We start from the raw sequence: 23,243 nt of genomic DNA, 5'->3' as shown, positions 1-23,243 counted from the left end.
CCTGGTTGCCAGGAGGACACCGGATGGCGGATGGTTGCCGCGAGGCAAGCATTTTCTTCGAGTCGATGAGGTGAGGGGTTCACGTAGCGGGCCCTCAACGTTTGGTGAATTCACCCCAGGCATCCAGCGCTCCGCCGGCGGTGCGCGCGCCGTGGAGTGAGTCCCCCCATCCCGTGCTCGTGGCGGACGACCAGGGAGCCCTGGTGTTCGTCAACGGGGCGGCCGCTTCCGCCTTCCCCGATGCCCTCCCGGGCTTGCCGCTGGCGGGTGCGGTGCCCTCGCCGCCGACACGGTGCCGGTGACGCTGGCGCCGGGCGAGACCTGCGTCCTGTAAACGGACGGGATCACCGAGGCCCGCGGCGGGGCGATGTTCGGCGAGGACCGGCTGCGCCGCGCCCTGTCGCAGTGCGCGGGCATGCCCGCCGAAGCGGTGGTGGAACGGGTGCAGATGCTCCCCTCCCAGTGGGTCGGCACCGGCCGCCACGACGACATGGCCGTCGTCGTGATCTCCGCCCCCGCACCACCTCTCACCTCCGCCGGGACCGCCCCATGACCATGCCGCTACCCAGCCCGCTCCGGCTGACGCGCGTCGACACGAAGGACGTCGTGCGCATCGAGCTGCACGGCGACTTCGACTACCAGTACGCCACCGTCCTCCTGGACGCCGTCATGCGCGTCCTGGCCGAGCCCGCGGCCCCGCGCGAGCTGTACCTGGACTGCACGGGCCTGAGTGCGGTCGACTCCACCGGGCTGTCGACGCTGCTGATGGCCAAGCGCCTGACCGACTCGGCCGGCGTGCGCCTGCGCCTCGGCGGCAGGCCCGTGAATCTGGACCGGATGCTCACGGTCACCGGTACGCTGGACCACCTCACCGGACAGAGTGCGGGCGAGCGGTCCGAGTCCTCTGTGAGGGAGAGACAGTCCGCCGCTTCGGAGGAACCCGTAACGCCCCGCTCCAGCGGTCCGGAGACCACCACCTGACCGGCACGGCCGGGCGACCCGCTCGTACGAAGGGGACACAGACGCCGCCGCCGGCTCCCGGGCCACACAGTGTCGACCGCTACGCGGCACGCTCCGTCAGCGACATCGCCGAACTCCTCGACGTCATCTGGGAAAGCGCCCGCCAGGCCACCACCACGGCCCCGGTCTCTCCCGCGCAGCTCCGCCTGATGTACCTCGTCGACCACGGCCCGGTATCCGCATGCGCGCCCTGGCCGGGCTCCTCGGCGCGGCCGGCCCCTCCGTCACCCGGCCGCGGGCGCCCGCGGCGCTTCCGGGCGGGTGCCGGTGCGGCAGGACGACGGAGGGGGCGGACCCGGCTCCGGGTCCGCCCCCTCCGCAACGCCACGCGGTCAGTCCTTGAAGACGTCCTTGACCTTCTCCTTGGCCTCGCGCGCATCGCCCTTGGCCTGCTCTCCGCGGCCTTCGGCGGTCAGGCTCTCGTTCCCCACGAGCCGGCCGGCGGCCTCCTTGACCTTGCCCTTGGCCTGCTCGCCCTTGGCCTGAGCCTTCTCTTCACCGGACATGGTCATCACTCCAAGCGGTAGAAAACTCTTACGCCAGGACGTGTGCCCCTCCCTCGCGGCCTAAACATCACCCACCGTGTTTAACCGCCCGCGTTGCGGTAACACCAAGTAGCTACAGGCAGTCAGAACCCGACGGAAGGCCGGAACATGACCCTCGTGACCGTACTCATCCTCGTCGCGGTCCTCGCAGCCATCGCCCTCCTGGCCCTGGCCCCGAGTGCGCCCGCACGCCGCAACCCCTCCCCCGGCCGCAGGCGTCCGGCCACCCACCGCCGCGCCGCGCCCCGCCTGAACCACATCCCCAGCCAGCAGGGAACCCAGCACCACGCCCGCTAAGGTCCGGGCGCAGCCGGCGTGTCAGCCGTTGTCGGGCGTCATGCCGCCGATCATCTCGGCCAGCACGGTCCGCCGGTCCTCTCCCGGCCGTGCCCGGAGCGGACGGGCCAGGCGGGCGCTGTCGTAGTGCCAGCGGTGGTCGAGGTCGCCGGGCGCCCCGCCGGTCGTGCGGACGTCCGCGCGGGTGCCGAGCAGTTCCGTGAGGTCGTGTGCCAGGTCGGGCCAGGAGACGTGGCCGCTGCACGCGTTGGCGACTCCGTGCACGGGGCGGTCCAGGCACTCGGCCACCGCACGGGCGAGGGCCGCCGCGTGCACCCAGGCGGCTCCGTACCAGGCGTGCCCGCCGGTACCGGGACGTGGCAGTTCGATCGGCCCGCCCTGGCGGGCCGACTGGTAGAGCGTGCCGATGGCGCCCCAGCGCAGCTGTTCGCGCAGCCGGTCGTGCGCGCCCCAGACGATCGGTGAGCGCACGGCGCTCGCGCCCCCGCGCCCCGCGGTCCCCGCGGCGCGCAGCAGCATCGCCTCGCAGTCGAGCTTGGCCTTCCCGTACGGGCTGACGGGCTCGTGGGGCGGCGCCTCCTCGGCGACCCGGTCCGTCGCGGGGTGCCCGTAGGCGTCGATGCTGCTGACGAAGACGAACGGTCCCCGCCGCCAGGCCTCGACCATCGCCTCCATCGCGGCCAGGTCCACGTCGTGCCGGGTGAAGGTGCAGGCGGCGTGGATGACCGCGTCCGCCTGCGCGACGGCGTCCCGCAGCCCGGCCAGGTCGGTGAGGTCGCCCTCGATGACGTCGACGCCCTCGGTCGCGATCAGATGCGCGGACTCGGGCCGGGCCAGCGCCAGCACGGGGCGGCCCCGCGCGGCCAGTTCGCGTACGACGAACGCGCCCACGCCGCCCGTCGCACCGGTGACCAGCACCGTGCCCGGGCGGACGTCCCGGGAGCGGGGGGCCGGCCTGCTCGCGGCCTTCGCGGCGCTCTGCCGTGCCGCCCGTTCGTCGAGGAGCGCGGTCAGCGCCTGCGGCGTACGGGCCTGGAGCACGTCGAGGCCGGTGAGCGGCAGTCCGAGCTCCGTGCGCAGCCGTTCGGCGAGCTGCACGGCTTTAAGGGAGTGGCCGCCGAGGGCGAAGAAGTCGTCGTCGGGGGACGGGACGAGGCCGAGCACCGCGGTGAAGCCCGCCGTGACCGCTTCTGCCCGGGGGCCGGACGGGAGGCCCGGCGCGGACGGCCCGGGCAGCCGTGCGGGGTCGAGCGGCCCGGCCGCCGTGCGCGGCAGCGCGTCGAGCAGCGTGACCGTGACGGGCACGGCCTCGGGCGCGAGCGACCGGCGCAGCAGGGACAGCAGTTCGTGACCGGACGGGCCGACGCTGTCGCGCAGGACGGCGTACGCCACGGGCCGCCCCTGCACGGGCCGGACCACCGTGGCGTCGGCGACCCGCGGGTGGGCCCGCAGGGCCTCCGCGGCCGGGTGGCGGTCCCCGTCCGGGGCGGCGGGGCCCGGGGCGGCGCGGTCCATGGCGGCGGGGCCCGGGGCGCCCGTGTCCGGGGCGCCCGCCTGCGGGCGGCGGCCGCTTTCGCCCTCCGCGGGGCCGGCGCCGTGGTCCGGGCCGGGGACGGGCAGTTCGGCCAGGGCGAGTTCCGGGTCGGCCGCCACCGCGTGGAGCAGGGCCGCGTAGTCCCGTACGGCCGCCTCCGCCACGGTGTCGTCCAGCGTGTTCGCGTCGTACTGGACGAGCGCCCGCGGCTGTGCGGCGTCGTCGCCCAGCCCCAGGCCGTAGGACAGGGTGAACTTCGCGCCGTCGGAGGGGACGTCGACGTACTCGGCCGACGTGCCCGGCAGCCGCAGCACCGTCGGCGTGCCGAGGACGTCGGAGGTGACGCGGACCAGCGCGGTGCCGTCGGCGCCGCGTGCCCCGGCGCCCAGGCGTTCGAGGACCAGGTCGAAGGGGATGTGCCGGTGGCGCTGGGCTTCGAGGAGCGCGTCGCTCACGCGGCGCAGCAGGTCGGCGAAGGACGGGCCGCCGGATGCGTCGACCCGTACGGGCAGGGTGTTGACGCACAGGCCGACCAGGCCGCGCATGGCCGTGCCGCTGCGGTGGGTGCCCGCCACGCCGATGACGAGGTCCTCGTCGCCGGTGAGGCGGTGCAGCGCGGCGAAGGCCGCGGTGAGCGAGACCGCGAAGAGCGTGGCACCCCGCTGGGCGCCCAGCGCCCGCAGGGCCTCGGGCACGCCGGTCGCGAGGGGTACGGTCCGCACGGCGGCGGGCCGCGCGGAAGGGTGCGGCGCGGCCTCCGCCGGGCGGGGCAGGCGCGGCGGGGCGGCGTCGGCCAGCAGGTCGCTCCAGCGGTTCAGGTCCGCCTCCAACCCGGGCAGGCCGTCGTGCTCGCGGCGCGCGTGGTCGGCGTACTGCGGCGGTGCGGCGAGGGCGCGCCGGCCCGTTCCGCCCGTGGACGTCGCGTAGAAGACGGCGAGTTCGTCGGCCACGGTCTCCAGCGAGCCGCCGTCCACGGCGATGTGGTGGAACGTCAGCAGCAGGGTGTGGTCCTGCGGGCCGTGGCGCAGGACGAGCGCCCGTACGGCGTCACCGGCCGCGAGGTCGAACGGCTGGGCCGTCTCGCGCCGCAGCAGCTCCGGGGCGTGCGCCACGTCGGTGTCGACGACGTGTACGGGGACCGTCCGCGGCGTCGGGAGCACCTCCTGGCGGGGCTCTCCCCCGCGCTCCGCGTAGCGGGTGCGGAGAATCGTGTGCCGGGCCACCAGCGAGGTGAGGGCGGTGGCGAACGCGGCCACGTCGAACGGGCCGCGCACCCGGGTGGCGAACGGTACGTGGTACGAGTCGCCCGCGCCGCCGAGCCGCTCCATCAGCCACATGCGGCGCTGAGCGCGGGACAGGGGGGCGCTTCCGTCCTGCGGGGCGGCGGTACCGGATGCAGCGGTGCCGGATGCGCCGGTACCGGAGCCGGCGGCACCGGACTCGCCGGTACCGGAGCCGGTGGCGTCCTGCGGCGCGTGCCCGTCGCGGCCGGCGCCCGTGTCGGCGGCGGGCCCGGCGGTCGCGCGCCGGGCGGTTCCGGCGCGGGCGCGGCGCAGCAGTTCCCGCTGGAGTCGCCCGCGGCGGTCGTGGGCGGCGGAGTCGGCGTCAGTGGACATCGCTGTGCTCCGGGGTCTCGGGGTGGAGGTCGCCGTGGGCGGCCAGGAGGGCGCGTTCGACCAGCGCGGCCTGCGCGGCGACGGTGGGGGCGGCGAAGAAGTCGGCGAGGGAGAGTTCCACGCCCAGTTCCTCGCGCAGGTCGTCGGTGACGGCGAGGGCGAGGAGGGAATGGCCGCCGAGGACGAGGAACTCGGCGTCGGCGCGGGTGACCTCGCTGCCCAGGGACTGGCTCCACACCTCGGCGACGGCCTGTTCCAGCGGTGTCATCGGCGGCGCCGGCCCGTCGCCCGGCCGGTTCCCGGCCGCGTGCCCGCGTCCGGTGAGGGCGCGCCGGTCGACCTTGCCGGCCGGGGTGAGGGGAAGCCGCTCCAGCACGGTGACCGCGTCGGGCACCAGGTGGGCGGGCAGTACGGCGGTGAGCCGCGCGCGCAGCGCCGCGCCGGCGGGCACGGGGCCGGGCGCGGCGACGACGAACGCGACGAGGCACGCCTCGGGTGTGCCGGCGCCGTCGACGGCGACGGCGGCGTCGTCCACGTCCGGCTGTTCGCGCAGCGCGTGTTCGACCTCGGCGGGTTCGATGCGGAAGCCGCGGACCTTCACCTGGTCGTCGTTGCGTCCGTGGAACTGGAGGATGCCGTCGGGCCGGAGGGAGACGACGTCGCCCGTACGGTAGAGCCGGCCGGCGGCGGGATCCTCGACGAACCGTTCGGCGGTGAGCTCGGGCAGGCCCGTGTACCCGTGGGCGAGCCTGCTGCCGCCGATCCACAGTTCGCCCCGGTCGCCCGCGTCCACGGGGTGGCCGGCGGCGTCCAGGACGTGCGCCGTGGCCCCGGAGACGGGTCGGCCGATCGGTATCGGCGCCTCGCAGTCCTGCGCGGTGACCCGGTGGGCGGTGGCGAAGGTGGTCGTCTCGGTCGGCCCGTAGCCGTTGACGAGTTCCAGCCAGGGGAAGGCGGTGAGCACCTCGCGGGCCTGTGCGGCGGCCATCGCCTCGCCGCCCACGACGACCGAGCGGAGCTGGGCGAAGACGCGGGAGCGGCGCGCGGCGAGCTGGTGGAAGAGGGCCGTGGTGAAGAACGCCACCGTCACGCCGTGCCGCTCGACGTGCCGGGCCAGGTCCTCCAGGGAGGGTCGCTGCTCGGTGCAGACGACGACCGCGGCGCCGTTGGCGAGCGCGACCCAGACTTCGAACGTCGAGGCGTCGAAGGTCATGGGCGAGTGGAACAGCACGCGGTCGCGGCCGGTGACGCTGACGTAGTCGGGTGCGCCGACCAGCTCGGCAACGGCACGGTGCGGCACCACGACGCCCTTGGGGCGGCCGGTGGATCCGGACGTGAACATGATGAACGCCGGGCCGTCCGGGTCGGACTCGTCGACCGCGCGCCCGGTCGTGAGCGGCTCCTCGGGCAGGGCGAGGACGGGGCCGGGGAACGTGGCCGCGTCCAGCAGCTTCGCGTCGCCGACGGTGAGCGTCACCTCGGCGTCGGCGATCATCGCCTCGGTACGCGGCCGGGGCTGGGCGGGATCGAGCGGCACGCAGGCGGCTCCGGCCAGCCACAGCCCGAGCTGCGCCACGACCGTACGGGACGACCGCGCCGTCAGCAGCGCCACCCGGTCGCCGCGGGCCACGCCGTGTTCGCGCAGCCGGGCCGCGAGGGCGCGGCCGGCCTGGAGGAGGCGGCCGTAGGTGAGGGTGGTGTCGCCGTCCACGACGGCGAGGGCGTTCGGGGTGAGTTCGGCGTGCCGCGCGACGAGCGCCGGCAGGGTGTCCGCCCGTACCGGCGGCGGTACGGGCACGGTGGCGGGGGTGCCGGGCGACCGTTCGGGGGCGCCGTTCGCCGGGTCGACGGGCCGCGGGGTGGTGGTGTCGGCGGGCTGCGGGGTGGTGGTTGTCATGTCAGGCTCCTTCCGGTCGCGGGGTCCGGCGCTGTTCGAGGAGGGCGGCGAAGGCGCGGAGGTCGGTGCTGCGCAGCAGCTCGGGGGCACGCAGGCGTACGCCGGTCTCGCGTTCGACGGTGTCCAGCAGCCGTGCGGCGACGAGGGACGTACCGCCGGCGTCGGTGAAGTTGTCGCCGAGGCCGGTGCCGGGCCGGCCGAGGAGCTCGCGCACGGTCGTGAGCACGAGCCGCTCGGAGGCGGTGACGGCGGCCTCAGCGGCGAGGTCGTCCGGGGGGGCGGTCCGCGGCGCCCCGGGGGCCGGGGCGTCGGCCGCGGCCCGGGCCGCCAGGGCGGATCGGTCCACCTTGCCGTTGGCGTCGAGCGGAAAGCCGTCGACGATCCGTACGGCGGTGGGGACGGCCTGTTCGGGGAGCCAGGCACGGACCGCGGCGAGGAGGTCCCCCGCCGCGGGTTCGGCGCCGTCGGCGGGCCGTACGTGCGCGACGAGGTGTCCGTGGCCGGTGCTGTCGCGCAGCACGGTGACGACGGCACTGCGGACCCGGGGGTCCTGCTCGAAGGCGGCTTCGACCTCGGCCGGTTCGATCCGCACCCCGCTGATCTTCACCTGGTCGTCGAGGCGGCCGAGGAAGTCCAGGCTGCCGTCGGCGTTCATCCGTACCCGGTCGCCGGTGCGGTAGAGGCGGTCGATCGCGGGCAGCACCGGTTCGCCCGGCGGCGGGACGAACCGGCGGGCGGTCAGTTCGGGGTCGAGGTAGCCGAGCGCCAGGCAGTGGCCGCCGACGCGCAGTTCACCGTCCTGTCCACGGGCGACGGGGCGGCCGTCGTCGTCCGTGACGACGAGGGTGACGCCCGGCAGCGCGGTGCCGATGGGCGGCGCGGCGGGGTCGCCGGCCTCCGGGTCGGTGGCGCGCATGGTGTGGGTGGTGGTGACGACGGTGGCTTCGGCGGGGCCGTAGGCGTTGTGGACGGCGGCGGTGACGTCGGTGCCCGGGCGGCGGCGCATGCGGTCGCCGCCGACGACGAGGTGACGCAGCCTCAGGTTCTGCGGCCACGGGCGGTCCAGGAGCGGTTCGACGGTGGGCGTGGCCGCCACCGCGTGGGTGAGACCGGTCTCCCGCCACCAGTCGGTGAGGACGTGCGAGTCCCAGCGGGTGTCGTCCGGGGCCGGGACGAGGGCGGCGCCGGAGGTCAGGCCGGCCCACAGCTCCAGCAGGTGCGGGTCGAACGCGACACCGATGAGCAGGGACTGGCGGTCGCCCGGTCCGAGGCCGGTCGCGGCCCGGTACCAGTCGAGGGCGACGGAGAGCGAGGCCTCGGCCACGGCGACCGCCTTGGGGCGGCCGGTGGAACCGGAGGTGAGGACGGCGTACAGGGCGCCTTCGGGAGCGCGCCGGGTGCCGCGGACGGAGTCGGTGAAGGCCGCCACCACGGCGGCGGGGGCGTTGACGCCGTCCGTGGGCAGCGGCAGCGGGAGGTGCTCCCCGCTGCGGTGCTCCTCGGGCAGGACACCCGGGTCGCCGATGAGGCAGGCGACGTCGAGGTCCTCGGTGACGGCGCGGGTCCGGCGTTCGCCGGGGCGGGGGCCGAGCGGCAGGTAGACGGCGCCGATCCGGGCGAGCGCGACGGCGGTCACCACCAGGGCGGTGGACCGGTCGAGGCAGACGCCGACCAGGTCACCGGGGCGTACGCGGTCACCCAGGGCGGCGGCGACCCGTACGGCCGCCGCGTCGAGGTCCTGGTACGTCCAGATCCGGGTGCCGTCGACGACGGCGGGGGCCTGCGGGTCGCGCCGGGCCAGGTCCTCGAAGCGGGCGACCACACGGGACGGTTCGGCGGCGGGGCCGTGGGCGACGCTCAACGCGGTACCGGTGCCGGTGCCGGTGGCGGTGGCGAGGGGCGTGGCGGGAAGGACGGGTGCGGTCGGGGACTGGGTCATCACGACTCCGTGGAAAGGGTGGTGGCGAGGGCCTCGGCCTGGTCGGCGAGCACGGGGTTGCGGAAGAGCACCCTCAGCGGCGGGCGCGTGCCCAGCCGGGGCTCCAGCCAGGCGGCCAGCTCGGCGGCCAGCAGGGAATGGCCCCCGCTGTGGAAGAAGTGGGAGCGGGTGTCGAACCGGCCGTGGCCGAGGACCTCCCGCCAGCCTTCCGCGAGCAGGGCCGTCATCGGGTCGTCGGACCCGGCGCCGGCTCCGGCTCCGCACTCGGGGTCGGGCTCGGACGTCGCGGCGGCGTCGGGGTCGAGGGCCGCCGCCCGGCGGGACAGCGCCGTACGGTCGGGCTTGCCGCCGGCGAGGGTCGGCATGGCGTCCAGCCGGGCCCACCGGGCGGGCACGAGGGCGCCGGGCAGGCGGCGGCTCAGCTCGGCGTGCAGCGCCTTCTCGTCGAAGGACGCGCCGTCGGCGAGGTCTTCGAGGAAGCCGACGAGCCGGGGCCCGCCGGGGTTCTCCCGGTCCAGGACGACGGCGCAGGACCGGCCGCCCAGCACCGCGGACGCCGCCGCCTCGATCTCCTCCAACTCGATGCGGTGACCGCGCAGCTTGATCTGGTTGTCGCGCCGGCCGAGGAAGTACAGCAGGCCGTCCAGGCCGCGGTAGCCGAGGTCGCCGGTGAGGTAGACGCGCTGCCCGTCGAGTGCGTCGACCGCGACGAACCGGGCGGCCGTCGCCTCCGCGTTGCCCGCGTAGCCCTCGGCGAGACCGGGCCCGGCGACGGCGAGTTCACCGACCGCGCCGGACGGCAGCGGGCGGTGGTGGGCGTCCAGGACGTGGACCCGCTCGCCGGGGAGCTCGGTGCCCAGGGGGATCTCGGCGCCCTCGGCGAGGGCGTCGCGGGAGACCTCGTGGACGGTCGAGCTGATGGCCGCCTCCGTGACGCCGTACACGTTGAGCACGGTGGCGTCGGTGTCGGCGAGGACCCCGCGCAGTGCCTCCACGGGCAGGCGCTCGCCACCGAGGACCAGGAGCCTGGGCGCCCAGCTCTCGTCGCGCAGCGCGGGACGCAGGTCCTCGCGGGTCGCGAGGAAGTAGCTGGTGGGCAGGTTGGCGACGGTGACCCGGGCGGATACCAGCAGTTCGGTGAGCTCGGCGCCCGTGGGCACCTCGTACTCGGGCACGACCAGGCACGCACCGGCGTGCAGGGCCGGCAGCACCTCCTCGAGCGCCACGTCGAAGGACGGCTGGGCGAACATCAGGACCCGGTCCGAGGTGGTGAGGCCGAACCGGTCGGCCGCCGCCGTCAGGTGGTGCACGAGCGCCGCGGGGCCGACCGCGACCGGCTTCGGCGTCCCGGTGGAGCCGGAGGTGTGGATGACGTACGCGGTGCCGGGGAGCTCCGCGGCCCCGCGCGCGGGGGGCAGGACCGGGGCGTCGATCCGAGCGGTCGGCAGCGCTTCCGGCAGGGCCGGGGTGCCGTCGCCGGTGAGGACCAGCGCCGGGGCGAGGCGTTCCAGCAGCAGCGCGAGCCGGGCCGGCGGATCGGCCGGGGACAGCGGGCAGTAGACGGCGCCGGTCCGCAGGCACGCGAGCAGGGCGACCACCGAGTCGGTCCCCCGGGGCAGGACCACGGCCACCGGCCGGCCGGGCGTCACACCGGCGGCGCGCAGGCGCTCGGCGAGAGCGCCGACGCGGTCGTCGAGTTCGCCGTACGTGAGCCGGCGCGCGCCGCACAACACGGCGGGCAGCGACGGGTGGTGCGCGGCCACGGGATCCAGCGGATCGCGGTCGGCCGGTACGGGTACGGGCTCGGCGGCCGGCTCCACGACGGTGGGCGCCAGGTCGGCCAGCGGGGTCTCGGGGCCGTCGAGGTAGGCGCGCAGCAGGTCCAGGAAGCGGCCGGAGAGCAGCCGGGCGACGTCCTCGCCGAAGAGGTCCACGTCGTAGTCCCAGACCAGGGTCATGCCGGGCGAGCCGTGGCGCGGGGTGACGCCGCGCCGGTCGTCCGGCAGCAGCACCACGTCGAGGTCGAAGCGGGTGGTGCCGGTGTTGAAGCCCTCGAAGAGGGTGATGTCGAGGCCGGGTACGTCGATCTCGGGCAGCGGTGCGTCGTGGGCGCTGAACATGACGGAGAAGAGCGGGTTGTCGGCGCCGGAGGTGTGCATGCCGAGCGCGCGGGTCAGCTCCTGGACCGGCACGTCCTGGTGCGGCAGGGCGCGGATGAGGGTGTCGGTGACCTCGTCCATGGTGTCCTGGGCGGGGGCGGCGCCGTCCAGGGCGAGCGGCAGCGGGATGGTGTTGACGAACATGCCCACGGCGTCCTCGTAGCCGAGGGGACGGTTGCCGACGGCGGTGCCGACGACCATCCGGGAGCGGCCGCTGTGCCGGCGCAGGAGCTCGGCGAACAGGCCGAGGAGCGTGGCGAACGGGGTGAGGCCGCGGGAACGGGCGTGTCCGCGCAGGCGTTCGGCGAGATCGGCGCCGATCGTCTGGCGCAGCTGTCCGCCGTGGTGCCCGCGGCGGGCACCGGGGCGGGTGAGGCCGGGCAGCGGCAGGTCGTGCTGCTGGTCGCGCAGCGCGGCCCGCCAGAAGTCGAGCGACGCGGGGGCGTACGCGGCCCCGGCCCGGTCCCGGACGTGGTCCGCGTACGAGGAGGCGGGCGGGAGTTCCAGGGTCTCGCCGAGGACGTGGGCGCGGTAGACGCGGAAGACGTCGTCGAGCAGGATCGCGAAGGAGTGCCCGTCGTGGATCAGGTGGTGCTCGACGTGGACCAGCCGGTGGTGGCGCTCGGCCAGCCGCACGAGCGTCCAGCGGATCAGCGGTGCCTCGAAGGTGTCGAGGGGTGTCTCGGCCTCGGTGCGCAGGAGCCGGGCGAAGGCCGCCTCGGGGTCCGCCTCCGTGCCGAGGTCGATCGTGCGCAGCCGCGGCGAGCACTGCGGTGCGACCCGCTGCCCCGGTACGGAGCCGGCGGAGGCGACGAGTTCGAGCCGCAGACCGGGGTGGCGCGCCAGCGTGGCGTCGAGCCCCCGGCGCAGCGCCTCGGTGTCGAGCGTGCCCCACAGGTCCAGTGAGGCGGTGAAGTTGTAGGCGCGACTGCCGGGCTGCATCTGTTCGTGCAGCCAGACGATCTCCTGCGAGGAGGAGAGGGGAAGCATGGGCGATCCCTGGGGTTGTCGGGTCGGTGTCCGGTGCCGGTCACGGTCGTGTCCGGCGGTCGTGCGGGCGGTTTCGCGGGTCGCGCGGTGCCGCTTTCTGCGTGAGGGGATGCCGTGGGGGAGGCTCGGGGCGCCTGGCGGTGCGCCGGGGTGGGGTGCTCCGGCCGGCGTGGGTGCGCCGGGGTGGGATGCTCCGGCCGGCGTGGGTGCGCCGGGGTGCCGGGCGGTACGGGGCACGCGCGAACGGCGGTGCGCGTGAACGGCGGTGCGCGTGAACGGCGGTGCGCGTGAACGGCGGTGCGCGGTGGCCGCGGGTCGGAAGCGCGTCGGGGGCGCTGCGGCCGGATCGGGGGCCGGGAGCGGAGGCGGCCGCGTCGTTCCCGGGGCGCGGCGGTGGTGCCGCCCCACCGCTCGGGCCGTGCGGCCGTACCCGGGCGTCCCGGACGCCTGGACGCCCGGTGGGCCCGGCGTCCAGGCCTGGGGAGGGGCGCCGGCGGGGTCACCCCGCGGTGCGCTCCGGGGGGCGCAGCGCGTGGGTGAGCGCGTCGAACGCCCGGTGCGCGGTCTCGTCGTCGAGCACCGCCCGGTCCCAGACCATCCGCAGGCGGATCTCCGCTCCCTGGGTGACGGAGACGGCGAAGGGCCCGCGGACCGGTCTGCCGTCGACGTGGACCTCCCGGCCCTCGACACCGGCCAGCCTGAGGGGTGGGCGGCGTCTGTCGTCGTCCACGGTCAGAAGTCCGTCGAGGCCGCCGGTCCAGCCCGAGCCGGCGGCCCGCGCGGCGCCGACGACCGCGTCGAACGGTACGTCGGCCCGGTCGAGGTCGTCCCACCACCCGTCCGCCGTGGCTTCGGGTCCGGGTCCCGGGCCGGTGTCGGCCGGGAAGACGAGGGTGTTGAGGAAGCAGCCGACGACGGGCTCCGCTCCCGCGGGACGGCCGCCCCACGGGTAGCCGAGCGGGACCGCGTGGTCCGGGCCGTACAGCTCGCGGGCCGCGGCGCGGCAGGCGTCGAGCAGTCCGGGGAAGGACACGCCGCCGTCGTGCGCGGGCAGTCGGGCCTGCGCGGCGCCGCCGGGCGGTGCGCCCTCGGGTACGCGTTCCGGACGGGGTGCCGGAGCGTGAGCGCGCAGCGCGCGCAGCCGGTCCGCCCAGTACGCGGCCGCTTCGGGCGTCTCCGCCCTCTCCTCGGCGGCGAGTTGGCGCAGGACCGCGTCCCGGTAGGCGGCGCGTTCGGCTTCCGTCTCTTCCGGTGCGACGCGGGAGCCGGTGGGGCCGCCGGTGGTCTCCTCGTCGTACGCGGCGCCCAGTTCGTCGACGATCCGCGCCAGCGAACGGCCGTCGCAGACGGCGTGGTCCAGGACGACGGCGAGGACGTCCTCCCGGCGCTCCTCGTCGCGTACGAGGAAGAGCCGCAGGGCGGGACCCTGCGCGTCCCAGGAGGACAGCGCGCGACGGAGCGCGTCGGCAGGCGTCTCCCCCGGTACGGGGGCCGGCCGGATCACGCCGGCCTCCGGGGCCTCGACGCTGAGGACGGGGGTGCCGCGGACGACGGCGGGCCGCGAGCGCAGGGCGGTGTGCCGGGCGGCGAGCCTGCGGGCCGCCGCGCCCAGGCGTTCGGGGTCGACGGTTCCGTACGGGAAGGCGAAGCACATCGGCACCACGTCGGGGCGTCCCGCCGGGTCCAGCGAGCGCACCAGCGCGAAGCGGCGCTGTGCTCCGGTGACCGGCAGCAGGGCGTCGGACCGGTCGCCGGCGAGGCGCCGGTAGCGGGCCAGGTACTGACTCGTGATGCTGGGCACGTGGTCCTCTTCGTCGTGACCGTGGTAGCGGTCGCGCGGATCGGTGGGTCGGCGGGTGGGGGTGGCGTCCCCGCCCCTGCGGACGTGGCGGTACGGGCGGTCGCGGCGGGCGCCGTCCCCCGCGGGAGGTGTCCCCGCGCACGGTGCGGTGGTCAGTCGGCGGGTGCGGAGGCCGGCCGTTCGTCGGCTTCGGCGGGGGCCTTCTCCGGCGGTGTCCCCCGGTCGGCGCCGTCGCCGTCGTCCTGCGGACCGGGCAGGTCACGCATCCGGCGCAACGGGGAGAAGAGCAGCGGCAGCGGTACGGCGAGGATGCCGACGGCGCACCAGGCGAGTGCCGTGCGCGACCCGTAGGACTGGGCGAGGGCTCCGCCGAGGAGCGCGCCGAGCGGGAGGGTGCCCCACATGAGGAAGCGCAGGGTGGCGTTCATCCGGCCGAGCAGTCGTGGGGGGCAGAGGCCCTGGCGGAAGCTGACCTGGGCGACGTTGTAGACGACGGCGCCGAAGGAGACGACACCCGATCCGGCGGCGAAGACGACCGCCCCTGCGAAACCGTGCCCGGACAGGGGCCACAGCAGCGCGAACGGGCCGGTGGCGAGGACGGACACGAGGATGACCCGCGCCTGCCCCAGCCGGGCGGCGAGGCGCCCGGCGCACAGGGCACCCAGGAGCCCTCCCACGGCCGACGCGGACAGCACCAGCCCGAGCCCGCCGGCCTCCAGTCCGACGACGCGGACGAGGTGCACGGTCTGCGTCGCCATGAGGACGGCCATGGAGAAGTTGGCGAGGCCGGTGGTGAACGCGATGACGCGGAGCAGCGGGTGGCCGAAGACGAAGCGGACGCCCTCGCCGATCTCCTTGCGCAGCGAGCCCCCCGCGGCGGCGGGCTCGGGTGCTTCCTCGACCTGCTTGATGCGGCGGAGGAACAGGGCGGAGAGCACGTAGCCGATGACGTCGACGATGACCGCGAAGTGCGCGCCGACGAGCTGGACCAGTCCGCCGCCGACACCGGGCCCGGTCACCTGGGCGGTGGACCGGACGGTCTCCAACGCGCCGTTTCCGGCTACGAGTTGGTGGCGGGGCAGGATCTGCGGCAAGTAGCTTTGATGGGCGACGTCGAAGAACACGGTCGCCACGCCCGTCACGAGAGCGACGACGTAGAGCTGGACCATGGTCAGGACGTCGGCGAGCGCGGCGGCGGGGATGCTCGCCATGGCCACGGCGCGCACGAGGTCCGCGCGGATCATCAGCGGCCGTTTGCGCATGCGGTCGGTGAGCGCCCCCGCGGGCAGCCCGACGAGCAGGAAGGCAGCGGTCTCCGCGGCTGTCAGGAGGCCCACCTGGAAGGCGGGCGCGTCGAGTTCGAGGACGGCCACGAGGGGCAGCGCCACCAGCGTCACCTGGGCACCGAGCTGTCCGGTGGCGGCCCCCGCGAGTAACAGTCGGAAGTCGCGCAAGCGCAGGGGGCCACCGGCGGCGGCTCGGGATGTGTCGGACATGTGAACGACAGTCACTGACCAACCGATCGGGAGTCAAAGCAAACCTGTCAGTTTCGGACTTGTTTTGCGGCGCCGCGGACACAACTCAGGAAATCTTGCGCACTACCAGAGGTACGGCCGCGTGAATTACTGCCGGTTGCGCACGCAGCGCCGGACAGGTGGGGCAAGGGGGGACAAGGGGTGCGGGAAGGGGCCGGGCGGCCCTCATCACCCTGAGTAATCGGTCCGATCCTGACCGAAAACACTCATCTGCGATCACGCCGCTCCGCAAGCACTCGCTCCGTCCGCTATACGAACGGCGCGTGCGGTCGGCGCCCCTGGGGTGAAGAAGTCGCCCAGAGCGCCGCGACACGCCCTCACCCATGCGGTTCCCGCCGGTCGCGGCCGAGCGGAACGGCGCGGGAACGAACGGCGCCCGGCCGGGGGTTGTTTACGATACGGGTCGACCCGTATTGTAAAGCGCGTGAACTCCTCTCCGTCCCCCAGGGGACGTCCCAGGGATCCCCGCTCGCACGAGGCGATCGTCAGCGCGACCACGGAGCTGGTGGTCGAGGTCGGCTACGCCGCCACGTCCATCGGGGCGGTGGCCGCCCGCGCCGGCGTCGGCAAGGACACGGTCTACCGACGGTGGCGGGGCAAACCGGAGTTGGTCTTCGAGGCCGTGTTCACGACCACCGACGACGCTCCGGTACCGGACACCGGAACGCTGACCGGGGACCTGACCGCTCTGCTGCAGGGCCTGGTGGACGAGTTCCACGCACCCGCCGCCGCGGCGGCGCTCCCGGGGCTCCTCGCCGACTTCGCCGCCGATCCGGTCCTGAAGGCGCGCATCCGCAGCGACTTCCTGGCCCCCTCGAAGGAGCGGCTGCTGATCGTCTTCGAACGCGCCGTGACACGCGGGGAGATCACGGCCGGCACACCCGTGGACCTGGTCCTGGACACGCTCGCGGGATCCGTGTTCTTCCACGTCGGTCTGATCGGGGAACACCCCGACCCGCAGCTGGCCGGCCGGCTGGCTGCCGTCATCGCCCAAGGAATCGAGACCCGATGAACGGCTGGCTCCTCGCAGCGGGCATCACCGCGTCCGGTGTGGCCGCGGCGCACATCGTCGGCGGCCACCGGGATGTGGTCCGCCCGCTGCTGTCCTGCGGACTCGCCGACGAACCCAAGCGCGTCCTGCACGCCGTATGGCACATGGTGAGCATCGACCTGGTGCTCTCCGCAGCCGTGTTGGTCCACCTCGCGCTGGCGGACGCCACGTCGGCGACCGGTCCGCTGGCGTGGTTCGTGGCCGCGCACTTCCTCGCGTACACGGCCGCCTTCCTGGTCGTCACCCTGTCGGTCGGCTGGCCGAAGCCGCTGCTCCGGCTGCCGCAGTGGTTCCTGCTCCTGCCCGTCGCGGCCCTGGCGGCGGCGGGCGCCGCGTGACGGAGGCGAAACGGGAGGATCGCGCCGACCGGCCGCCCCGACCGGCGCCCGATCCCCGGCGGTGACCGCGTTCAGCCGGCCAGCGCCGCCAGCAGCGGGCCCCTGACGCGCTCCGAGCGGGCGCGGTGGGCCCGGCGGCGCTCGACGTGGACACTGCGCCGGGACAGGCAGAGTTCGCCCGCGGGGACACGGCAGGTGGGACAGGCCTCGGCGAACGCACCGTGCCGGAACCGGCGGTGCGTTTCGTACGCGGCGTCCAGGGCCGCATCGAAGACGGAACCCGGCATCAGCGTGGGGCAGTACGCACGGAGGGCATCTCCTCACACGGGGGGGCGCGGCGGCCTCGGCACCCACACTCCACAGGTCGAACAAGCGGTTTCCCCCTCGGCTTCCCCGTTTTCGCAGTTCAACACGTTGATGCAGCGTCCGGCCGCCGCACCGGCGCCGGGAGCCGGCGATCCGGGGAAAAGCGCGAGTTCCGGGGTGTGAGCCGATTCTGTCGGGGCAGGCGCTCCTCAGCGAGGCCGCATCGCCCGGTTTGCGGGAGGGAGCGGCCACCCAATTCACCGATTCAGGAGGAGACTTCGTATGACTGAGAACGTGTGGGGCTACCGTGAGACGTCCGGCCGTCTGGCCGGCGCCGATCTGACCGGCTACAAGGTCGAGGCGACGGACGGCTCCATCGGGAAGGTCGACAAGCACTCCGACGAGGTCGGCTCCTCGTACATCGTGGTCGACACCGGTCCCTGGATCTTCGGCAAGGAGGTCCTGCTGCCCGCCGGCACGATCAGCCGGGTCGACGCGGACGAGGAGAAGGTCTACGTGGACCGGACGAAGGAGCAGATCAAGAACGCTCCGGAGTTCGACAAGGACAAGCACCTCGGCAACGAGGACTACCACCGCGAGGTCGGCGGCTACTACGACGGCCCGCACCGCGTCTGACAGGCGCTCCCCCCGTGACCCCGGGCGGGGGCGGCAGCCTCCGGGCTGCCGCCCCCGCCCGGGGTCATATCCTGCTCCGGGCCGGATGCACGGCGCGGGACAGCGGGGGGGAAGGCAGCCTGTGGACGGAGAGGCGATGAGCCGGAGGACGGTCGAAGCCGCTGCTCTGCGATGTGAGGACGCCCGGCAGATCGCCCGGCACGTCCTGGCGGAGGAGCGTTCCGAGCGGGTGGACGACGTCCTGGTGATCGTGTCGGAGCTGGTCTCCAACGCGGTGCGCCATGCGGGCGGCGTGACCGGGTTCACCGTCCGCCGCGACGGGGCAACGGTCGTCGTCGAAGTTGCCGACGCCTCCCCCGAACACCCCCGCAGCCCGGGCACGGCGCCCGACGTACCCGGTGGGTTCGGCTGGATGCTGGTCAACCGCCTCGCCGCCCGCGTGGAGATCGACTCCGGCCCCGGCGGCAAGACCATCACCGTGTTCCTCGCGGTGTGACCCGTCGACGGAGGCCGTTCCACCGGCTTCCGGGGTGATCCTCCGCACGTCAGGGCGGGCCGCGGCCCGCCCGTGAGCCTGCTCGGACGGTCCCGGGGCCACCTTCCTGTCACCGCCCGTCCGTACGCCTCGTAAGCTGGGCAGGTGGCAGACGAGCATGAGGAGGGGGCGCAGTTCACCCCGGTGGAGAGCGCGGAGCTGGCCGTCGTACGCGTCGGCGGCGAGATCGACATCGATCGGGCGCCCCTGCTGGGTGACGTCCTCCACAACGTGATCACCCAGGCCGACGGTCCCGATGAGATCGTCGTGGACCTGGACGGCCTCACCTTCTGCGATTCCGCCGGCCTGAACGCGTTCGTCCGGGCCCACCACCTCGCCCGGCAGCACGGGCGTCGGCTGCGCCTGCACGCGCCCCGGCCCCAAGTCGTGCAGCTGCTGGAAATGTCCGGCGTCGACCAGCTGTTCCAGATCACCCCGCGCCGCCCGGCCTCCTAGCGCGCCGACCACCCCGGCGCCGAGGAGACCCAGGACCTGGTACCCGGCATGCCTCCCGCCGAACCGGGGCAAGGCCCGTCTGCGGGCTTCTCGGTGGGAAGAACCGACGGTGCCCCGCGGTCGAGGGCCGTGCCATAGGGTTCCCGGAGACGAATAAAAAGGATGCGCATAGTGACTGATGAAAATGTTTCGGACCGCCTGATCAGCCTTTTGTCAGTCCGAGGTGAAGACCTGGGCGCCGAGTGGGCGGACAAGGTGACCGGTTCGCTGGGCGGACGGGTGAGCCGGGCAGAGGTCCAGCGGGAGCTGCAGGAGCTGTACGACGCTCTGGTGGCCGCGCTGGACAGCGGCAGCCTGGACGGGCGGGCAGAAGCGTTCGGTGAGGTTCGTGCGCTGCTGACCGAGTTGTCCCGCACCAGGGCCCGACAGGGATTCAGCCCCACCGAGACCGCTGGGAGCGTTTTCGCCCTCAAGCAGGTCCTGGAGTCGGCGCTGGACGGCGAGACCGGCGATGTGCAGGCGTACCTGAAGTTCGCCTCCCTCCTGGACACCCTCGGACTGTTCACCGTCGAGGTCTACACCCGCACCCGTGAGGAGCTGATCTCGGCGCAGGCGGAACAGCTGATGGAGCTGTCCACGCCCGTGGTGAAGCTGTGGGACGGCGTGATCGGCGTACCGCTGGTCGGCACCCTGGACTCGGCGCGCACCATGGTGGTGATGGAGAAGATGCTCCAGGCTCTGATCGACACCGGATCCGAGCAGGCCATCATCGACATCACCGGCGTGCCGGCCGTGGACACCGAGGTGGCCCAGCACCTGCTCAAGACGGTGGTGGCGGCCCGTCTGATGGGTGCGGAATGCACCATATCCGGCATCCGCCCGCAGATCGCGCAGACGATCGTGGCCCTCGGCATCGACTTCGGTGACATCGTGACCAAGGCCACCCTGGCCGACGCGCTGCGCCACGCGCTGCGGCGTTCCGGCGTCACCCTCTCCCGTACGGCCCCCCAGGCCGGTACCCGGTGAGCGAGCAGGTTCCGGTCCTTCGGATCGGACAAGTGCTGTTGGTGTCGATCCAGACCGACCTCGACGACCACTCGGTCATGCAGCTCCAGGACGACCTCGCCGCCGCGGTGGTGGACTCGGGCGCGCACGGAGTGGTGATCGACATTACCGCCGTGGAGATCGTCGACTCCTTCGTGGGCCGGATGCTCTCGACCATCGCCTCGATCTCCCGGCTGCTGGACGCGCAGACCGTCGTGGTCGGCATGCGGCCGGCCGTGGCCATCACCCTGGTCGAGCTCGGTCTGTCACTCGGCGGGGTCAGGACCGCGCTGACCCTGGACAAGGGACTCCAGGTTCTGGAGCAGGCCCGCGTGCACCGGATGGGGGGAAACACGTCTGATTCCTCGATCGGATTCGGTGCCGTCACATCAGATGAGGGTCTGTGACCGGCCCGGCCGTGCTGGAGATCACTGCCAATGCCGGCGTGGTACAGGCCCGTCAGCTGGTCCGCTCCCTGGCCCAGGAGTGCCGGCTCTCCCTGGTCGAGCAGACCAAGCTGGTCACCGCAGCCAGTGAGCTCGCCCGCAACACCCTCATCTACGGAGGCGGCGGCACCATGACCGCCGCCCTGGTCGAGGAACGGGGCCGGCGGGGCGTGCGCCTGGCGTTCGAGGACCAGGGCCCCGGCATCCCCGACGTGGACCTGGCCCTGACCGACGGCTGGACGTCGGGCAACGGCATGGGCCTCGGCCTCTCCGGATCCAGGCGCCTCGTCGACGACTTCGTCCTGGACACCGCGCCGGGACAGGGCACCACGGTCACCATCACCAAGTGGGCCCGATGACAGCCGTACGCGGGCCGCTGCTGCTCGACTGCGAGGACTCCGCCTGGTTCCGCGACCAGCCCGAAGCCGCCCGCGGTGCGGCCGCCGCGCTGGGCCGTCGCGTCGGCCTGGGAGAGCACCGCACCGCCCAGCTGGTCCTGGCGGTCGCCGAGCTGGCCACGAACGCCAGCAAGCACGCCACGGACGGCTCCGTGGTGCTGCGCGTGCTGCGCAACCGGGACGTGGCGGGCGTCGAGGTGGTGGTCGTCGACAGCGGTCCCGGTATGGCGGACGTGGCGACGGCACTGCGCGACGGGGTCTCGACCGCCGGAACCCTGGGCATCGGGCTGGGCGCGGTCCAGCGCCTGGCGGACCGCTTCGACGTCCATTCCGTGCCCGGACTCGGCACCGTGCAGCTGGCCCGTTTCTGGCCGCACCCCCTGCCCGCCTCGGTGGCCGGCGAAGCGGTCGTCGGCGGCATCACCCGTCCCATCGGCGGCGAGGACGTGTGCGGGGACGCCTGGGCCGCGCGCACCGATACCGGCGAGTGGACGGAGCAGACGGAGCGCACGGATCGGACCGAGCGGACCGAGCGGACCGAGCGGACGACCGCGGAACGAACCGACCGGGCGGGCCGGTCCGGTACCGCTCTCGGCGGCGCCCTGCGGGCTTCGACCGGGTCGGCCGGCGGGTCGGTGCTCGCGGCGCGGGCCGGTCACCTCCCGTCCACGGGTGCGCCGGGCAAGGTCCGCTCCGAGCTCGTTCACGGAGCCGTCGCGGGATCGGGGCAGGGCGTCCTGGTCATGTCCTGCGACGGCCTCGGCCACGGCCCGATGGCGGCGGCCGCCTCCCAGGCAGCCGTCAAGGCGTTCCACCAGGGGTCCGCGCGCCTGCCCGACCAGGCGGTGCAGGAGGTGCACCGGGCCCTGCGCGGAACCCGCGGCGCCGCGGTCGCGGTCGCCCGTCTGGAGCCGGACGGCCGGGTGCTGTTCTGCGGCATCGGCAACATCTCGGCCTCCATCGTCACGCCCGAGTTCCGCTCGAACCTGCTGTCCCATCCCGGGATCGTCGGCCACCAGATGCGCCAGCTGCGTACCTACGAACAGCAACTGCCCTTCGGCGGAGCGCTGGTGATGCATTCCGACGGGCTCAGCGAGCGCTGGAAGCCCAGTGATCTGGGTTCCCTCCTGCACCACTCGCCTGCTCTCATCGCCACAGGGCTCCTGCGTCACGCCGGGACCCGGCGTGACGATGCCAGCGTGGTGATCGCCAAGGGGGCCTGGTGACCGTGCCCGCCTCCCCCGCCCGGGACCAGACGCCCGTACTGGTCACGGCGGTCGGCACCGAGAAGGACGTCTTCGCCCTGCGCCGCCGCGCCAAGGCCGTCGCGCAAGCCGTCGGCCTCGACCACCGCGACCAGGTCCGCCTCGCCACCGCCCTGAGTGAACTCGGGCGGGACCTCCTGCGTCCCGCCCCGATGACCGCCGCCTTCGACGTCCTGCGGGAGCCGGCGGCGCTCAAGGCCTCGCTGCGCTGGCGCGACGACCGCGTTCCCAGCAGCGAGTCGCTGGCCGCCGTCACCCGGCTGCTGCCGCAGACCCACTACGCGCCGGCCCCGAACGGGTCGGCCACGGCGGCGGCCCGCCCGCCCGGCGGCCGCATCGACATCACCTGCCCCCTTCCCGCCGCCTCCGCCCGCCGGGATGTGGAGGAGATCCTTCGCGTCCTGGCGGCGGACGCCCCCGCCAGTGCGATCGACGACCTCCAGGCCCAGACCCGCGACCTCATCGCCGCGCTGGAGGAGGCGCACGCCCAACGCGACGAGCTCGAACGCCTCAACGAGGAACTGACCGAGACCAACGCCGGCGTGATGGCCCTGTACGCGGAGCTGACGGTCGAGCACAAGGACGTCGTCGAGCGGTTCAGCCAGGAGCACGAGGTCGCGCTGACCCTCCAGCGGGCCTTCCTGCCCGCGGCGCTGCCCCGGCCCCGGGGGGTGGAGGTCGCCGTGCGCTACCTCGCCTCGGCCACCACCGCCGAGATCGGCGGCGACTTCTACGAAGCCGTCGACACCCCCCACGGGCTGCTGCTGGCCGTCGGCGACGTCGTCGGCCATTCGCTCCAGGCGGCCGTCGTCATGGGCCAACTGCGGTTCGCCCTGCGCGCGTACGCCGCCCAGGGCCATCCCCCGCACGTCCTGCTAGAGCACCTCGACCACCTGCTGGGACTGCACGAGCCCGGATGGACCACCAGCCTGTGCATCGTGCTCGTCGAACCCGGCAACACGCGCATCCAGGTGGCGAACGCCGGCCACCTGCCGCCGCTGCTGCTGTCCCCCGGCGGACCCCCGCGCCTCCTGCGCGAACACGGCCCGCTCATGGGCATCGGCGTGCCCCACCCGCCCGCCACCAGCCACCCGGTCGAGCCGGGCAGCCGTCTCCTCATGGTCACCGACGGCCTCATAGAAATTCGCGACGGCGACCTCTACGAACGCCTGGACCTGCTCAGCACCACGGCCGCGACCGGCCCGGACGACCCCGAAGCGCTGTGCACGCACCTCGTGGAGAGGTTCGCGTCCGACCCCGAGGACGACATCGTCGTCCTCGTCGCCCGCCTGCAGCCCGTGCCCGCATCGGCCTGACCCGCCCCGGCCTGACCCGACTGCGACGGTAATCGCCCCGTACGGTGTGCGGGCCCCGTACAGTCCGGGGACGGGCCCGTCCGCCGGAGGCGCGGCTCCCGGACGCTGGAGTGGGCCCG

At 74.3% G+C, this 23,243-nt stretch carries 20 protein-coding genes and 1 pseudogene; 13 read left to right on the top strand and 8 right to left on the bottom strand.

Features of this window, described 5'->3' with window-relative positions; translation table 11 throughout:
* Positions 1-289 precede the first annotated feature (289 nt).
* Together ACFWTC_RS04915 and ACFWTC_RS04910 are read left to right on the top strand one after the other, a co-directional pair.
* Positions 290-553: pseudogene (locus tag ACFWTC_RS04915) on the top strand (PP2C family protein-serine/threonine phosphatase); the annotation flags it as partial.
* Positions 550-981 carry an STAS domain-containing protein gene (locus ACFWTC_RS04910; RefSeq protein WP_383919344.1) on the top strand — a complete coding sequence of 144 codons (432 nt, stop codon included), beginning with the start codon at positions 550-552 and terminating at the stop codon, positions 979-981. The pseudogene ACFWTC_RS04915 and the gene ACFWTC_RS04910, both read left to right, overlap by 4 nt.
* A 371-nt stretch (positions 982-1,352) precedes the next feature.
* Here the strand turns inward: ACFWTC_RS04910 and ACFWTC_RS04905 are convergent, their stop codons facing one another.
* Complete coding sequence (locus ACFWTC_RS04905) at positions 1,353-1,526, bottom strand: CsbD family protein (protein WP_384026244.1); 174 nt, start codon at positions 1,524-1,526, stop codon at positions 1,353-1,355.
* A gap of 147 nt (positions 1,527-1,673) precedes the next feature.
* On the opposite strand from ACFWTC_RS04905, the gene ACFWTC_RS04900 reads away from it, so the two are divergent.
* Entirely contained in the window at positions 1,674-1,862 is a 189-nt protein-coding gene (locus ACFWTC_RS04900; RefSeq protein ID WP_383919339.1) for a hypothetical protein, read from the top strand.
* A 21-nt stretch (positions 1,863-1,883) separates the two neighbouring features.
* Here ACFWTC_RS04900 and ACFWTC_RS04895 read toward each other — a convergent pair whose 3' ends face one another.
* The 6 genes from ACFWTC_RS04895 to ACFWTC_RS04870 all read right to left on the bottom strand — a co-directional run bounded on the left by ACFWTC_RS04895 (position 1,884) and on the right by ACFWTC_RS04870 (position 15,294).
* Positions 1,884-5,012: a condensation domain-containing protein gene (locus ACFWTC_RS04895; RefSeq protein WP_384026247.1), complete on the bottom strand. Its 3,129-nt coding sequence runs from the start codon at positions 5,010-5,012 to the stop codon at positions 1,884-1,886.
* Positions 5,002-6,909 (bottom strand): amino acid adenylation domain-containing protein, encoded by a 1,908-nt coding sequence (locus ACFWTC_RS04890; protein ID WP_383919333.1) that lies wholly within the window; start codon positions 6,907-6,909, stop codon positions 5,002-5,004. Before ACFWTC_RS04890 ends, ACFWTC_RS04895 begins: the two co-directional genes overlap by 11 nt.
* A 1-nt stretch (position 6,910) precedes the next feature.
* Positions 6,911-8,848 carry a non-ribosomal peptide synthetase gene (locus ACFWTC_RS04885; protein ID WP_384026249.1) on the bottom strand — a complete coding sequence of 646 codons (1,938 nt, stop codon included), beginning with the start codon at positions 8,846-8,848 and terminating at the stop codon, positions 6,911-6,913.
* Entirely contained in the window at positions 8,848-11,997 is a 3,150-nt protein-coding gene (locus tag ACFWTC_RS04880; protein ID WP_384026252.1) for an amino acid adenylation domain-containing protein, read from the bottom strand. The genes ACFWTC_RS04885 and ACFWTC_RS04880 overlap by 1 nt, the downstream gene beginning before the upstream one ends.
* A gap of 499 nt (positions 11,998-12,496) precedes the next feature.
* Entirely contained in the window at positions 12,497-13,798 is a 1,302-nt protein-coding gene (locus ACFWTC_RS04875; protein ID WP_384026255.1) for a condensation domain-containing protein, read from the bottom strand.
* A 152-nt stretch (positions 13,799-13,950) separates the two neighbouring features.
* Positions 13,951-15,294, bottom strand: a complete 1,344-nt coding sequence (locus ACFWTC_RS04870) for an MFS transporter (RefSeq protein WP_383933124.1) — start codon at positions 15,292-15,294, stop codon at positions 13,951-13,953.
* A 463-nt stretch (positions 15,295-15,757) separates the two neighbouring features.
* Here ACFWTC_RS04870 and ACFWTC_RS04865 point away from each other — a divergent pair, with 463 nt between their 5' ends.
* Positions 15,758-16,345, top strand: coding sequence for a TetR/AcrR family transcriptional regulator (locus tag ACFWTC_RS04865; protein WP_383933122.1), 588 nt, complete (start codon positions 15,758-15,760; stop codon positions 16,343-16,345).
* Positions 16,342-16,722: a hypothetical protein gene (locus ACFWTC_RS04860; protein ID WP_384026258.1), complete on the top strand. Its 381-nt coding sequence runs from the start codon at positions 16,342-16,344 to the stop codon at positions 16,720-16,722. Before ACFWTC_RS04865 ends, ACFWTC_RS04860 begins: the two co-directional genes overlap by 4 nt.
* 71 nt (positions 16,723-16,793) lie before the next feature.
* Here the strand turns inward: ACFWTC_RS04860 and ACFWTC_RS04855 are convergent, their stop codons facing one another.
* A complete protein-coding gene (locus tag ACFWTC_RS04855; RefSeq protein ID WP_384026260.1) occupies positions 16,794-17,009 on the bottom strand; it encodes a hypothetical protein in 216 nt (71 codons plus the stop codon).
* A 301-nt stretch (positions 17,010-17,310) separates the two neighbouring features.
* On the opposite strand from ACFWTC_RS04855, the gene ACFWTC_RS04850 reads away from it, so the two are divergent.
* The 8 genes from ACFWTC_RS04850 (at position 17,311) to ACFWTC_RS04815 (ending at position 23,124) form a co-directional block, all read left to right on the top strand.
* Positions 17,311-17,664 carry a PRC-barrel domain-containing protein gene (locus tag ACFWTC_RS04850; RefSeq protein ID WP_383933116.1) on the top strand — a complete coding sequence of 118 codons (354 nt, stop codon included), beginning with the start codon at positions 17,311-17,313 and terminating at the stop codon, positions 17,662-17,664.
* Between the two features lie 136 nt (positions 17,665-17,800).
* Entirely contained in the window at positions 17,801-18,160 is a 360-nt protein-coding gene (locus ACFWTC_RS04845) for an ATP-binding protein (RefSeq protein ID WP_383933161.1), read from the top strand.
* Positions 18,161-18,304: 144 nt separating this feature from the next.
* Positions 18,305-18,655, top strand: coding sequence for an STAS domain-containing protein (locus ACFWTC_RS04840; RefSeq protein ID WP_383933163.1), 351 nt, complete (start codon positions 18,305-18,307; stop codon positions 18,653-18,655).
* A 171-nt stretch (positions 18,656-18,826) separates the two neighbouring features.
* The gene (locus tag ACFWTC_RS04835) at positions 18,827-19,681 is read left to right on the top strand and encodes an STAS domain-containing protein (protein WP_383933165.1); all 855 of its coding nucleotides are present in this window, start codon (positions 18,827-18,829) and stop codon (positions 19,679-19,681) included.
* Entirely contained in the window at positions 19,678-20,106 is a 429-nt protein-coding gene (locus tag ACFWTC_RS04830) for an STAS domain-containing protein (protein WP_383933167.1), read from the top strand. The genes ACFWTC_RS04835 and ACFWTC_RS04830 overlap by 4 nt, the downstream gene beginning before the upstream one ends.
* Positions 20,103-20,504, top strand: coding sequence for an anti-sigma regulatory factor (locus ACFWTC_RS04825; protein ID WP_383933169.1), 402 nt, complete (start codon positions 20,103-20,105; stop codon positions 20,502-20,504). The genes ACFWTC_RS04830 and ACFWTC_RS04825 overlap by 4 nt, the downstream gene beginning before the upstream one ends.
* Positions 20,501-21,769 (top strand): ATP-binding protein, encoded by a 1,269-nt coding sequence (locus ACFWTC_RS04820; RefSeq protein WP_384026262.1) that lies wholly within the window; start codon positions 20,501-20,503, stop codon positions 21,767-21,769. The genes ACFWTC_RS04825 and ACFWTC_RS04820 overlap by 4 nt, the downstream gene beginning before the upstream one ends.
* The gene (locus ACFWTC_RS04815) at positions 21,766-23,124 is read left to right on the top strand and encodes a PP2C family protein-serine/threonine phosphatase (protein WP_383933172.1); all 1,359 of its coding nucleotides are present in this window, start codon (positions 21,766-21,768) and stop codon (positions 23,122-23,124) included. Before ACFWTC_RS04820 ends, ACFWTC_RS04815 begins: the two co-directional genes overlap by 4 nt.
* Positions 23,125-23,243 lie beyond the last annotated feature (119 nt).

Origin of the sequence: Streptomyces sp. NPDC058619, from assembly GCF_042717785.1 — a bacterium.
In the GTDB taxonomy this organism is placed as follows: Bacteria; Actinomycetota; Actinomycetes; order Streptomycetales; family Streptomycetaceae; genus Streptomyces.
This window is presented reverse-complemented; position numbering and strand designations above follow the sequence as displayed.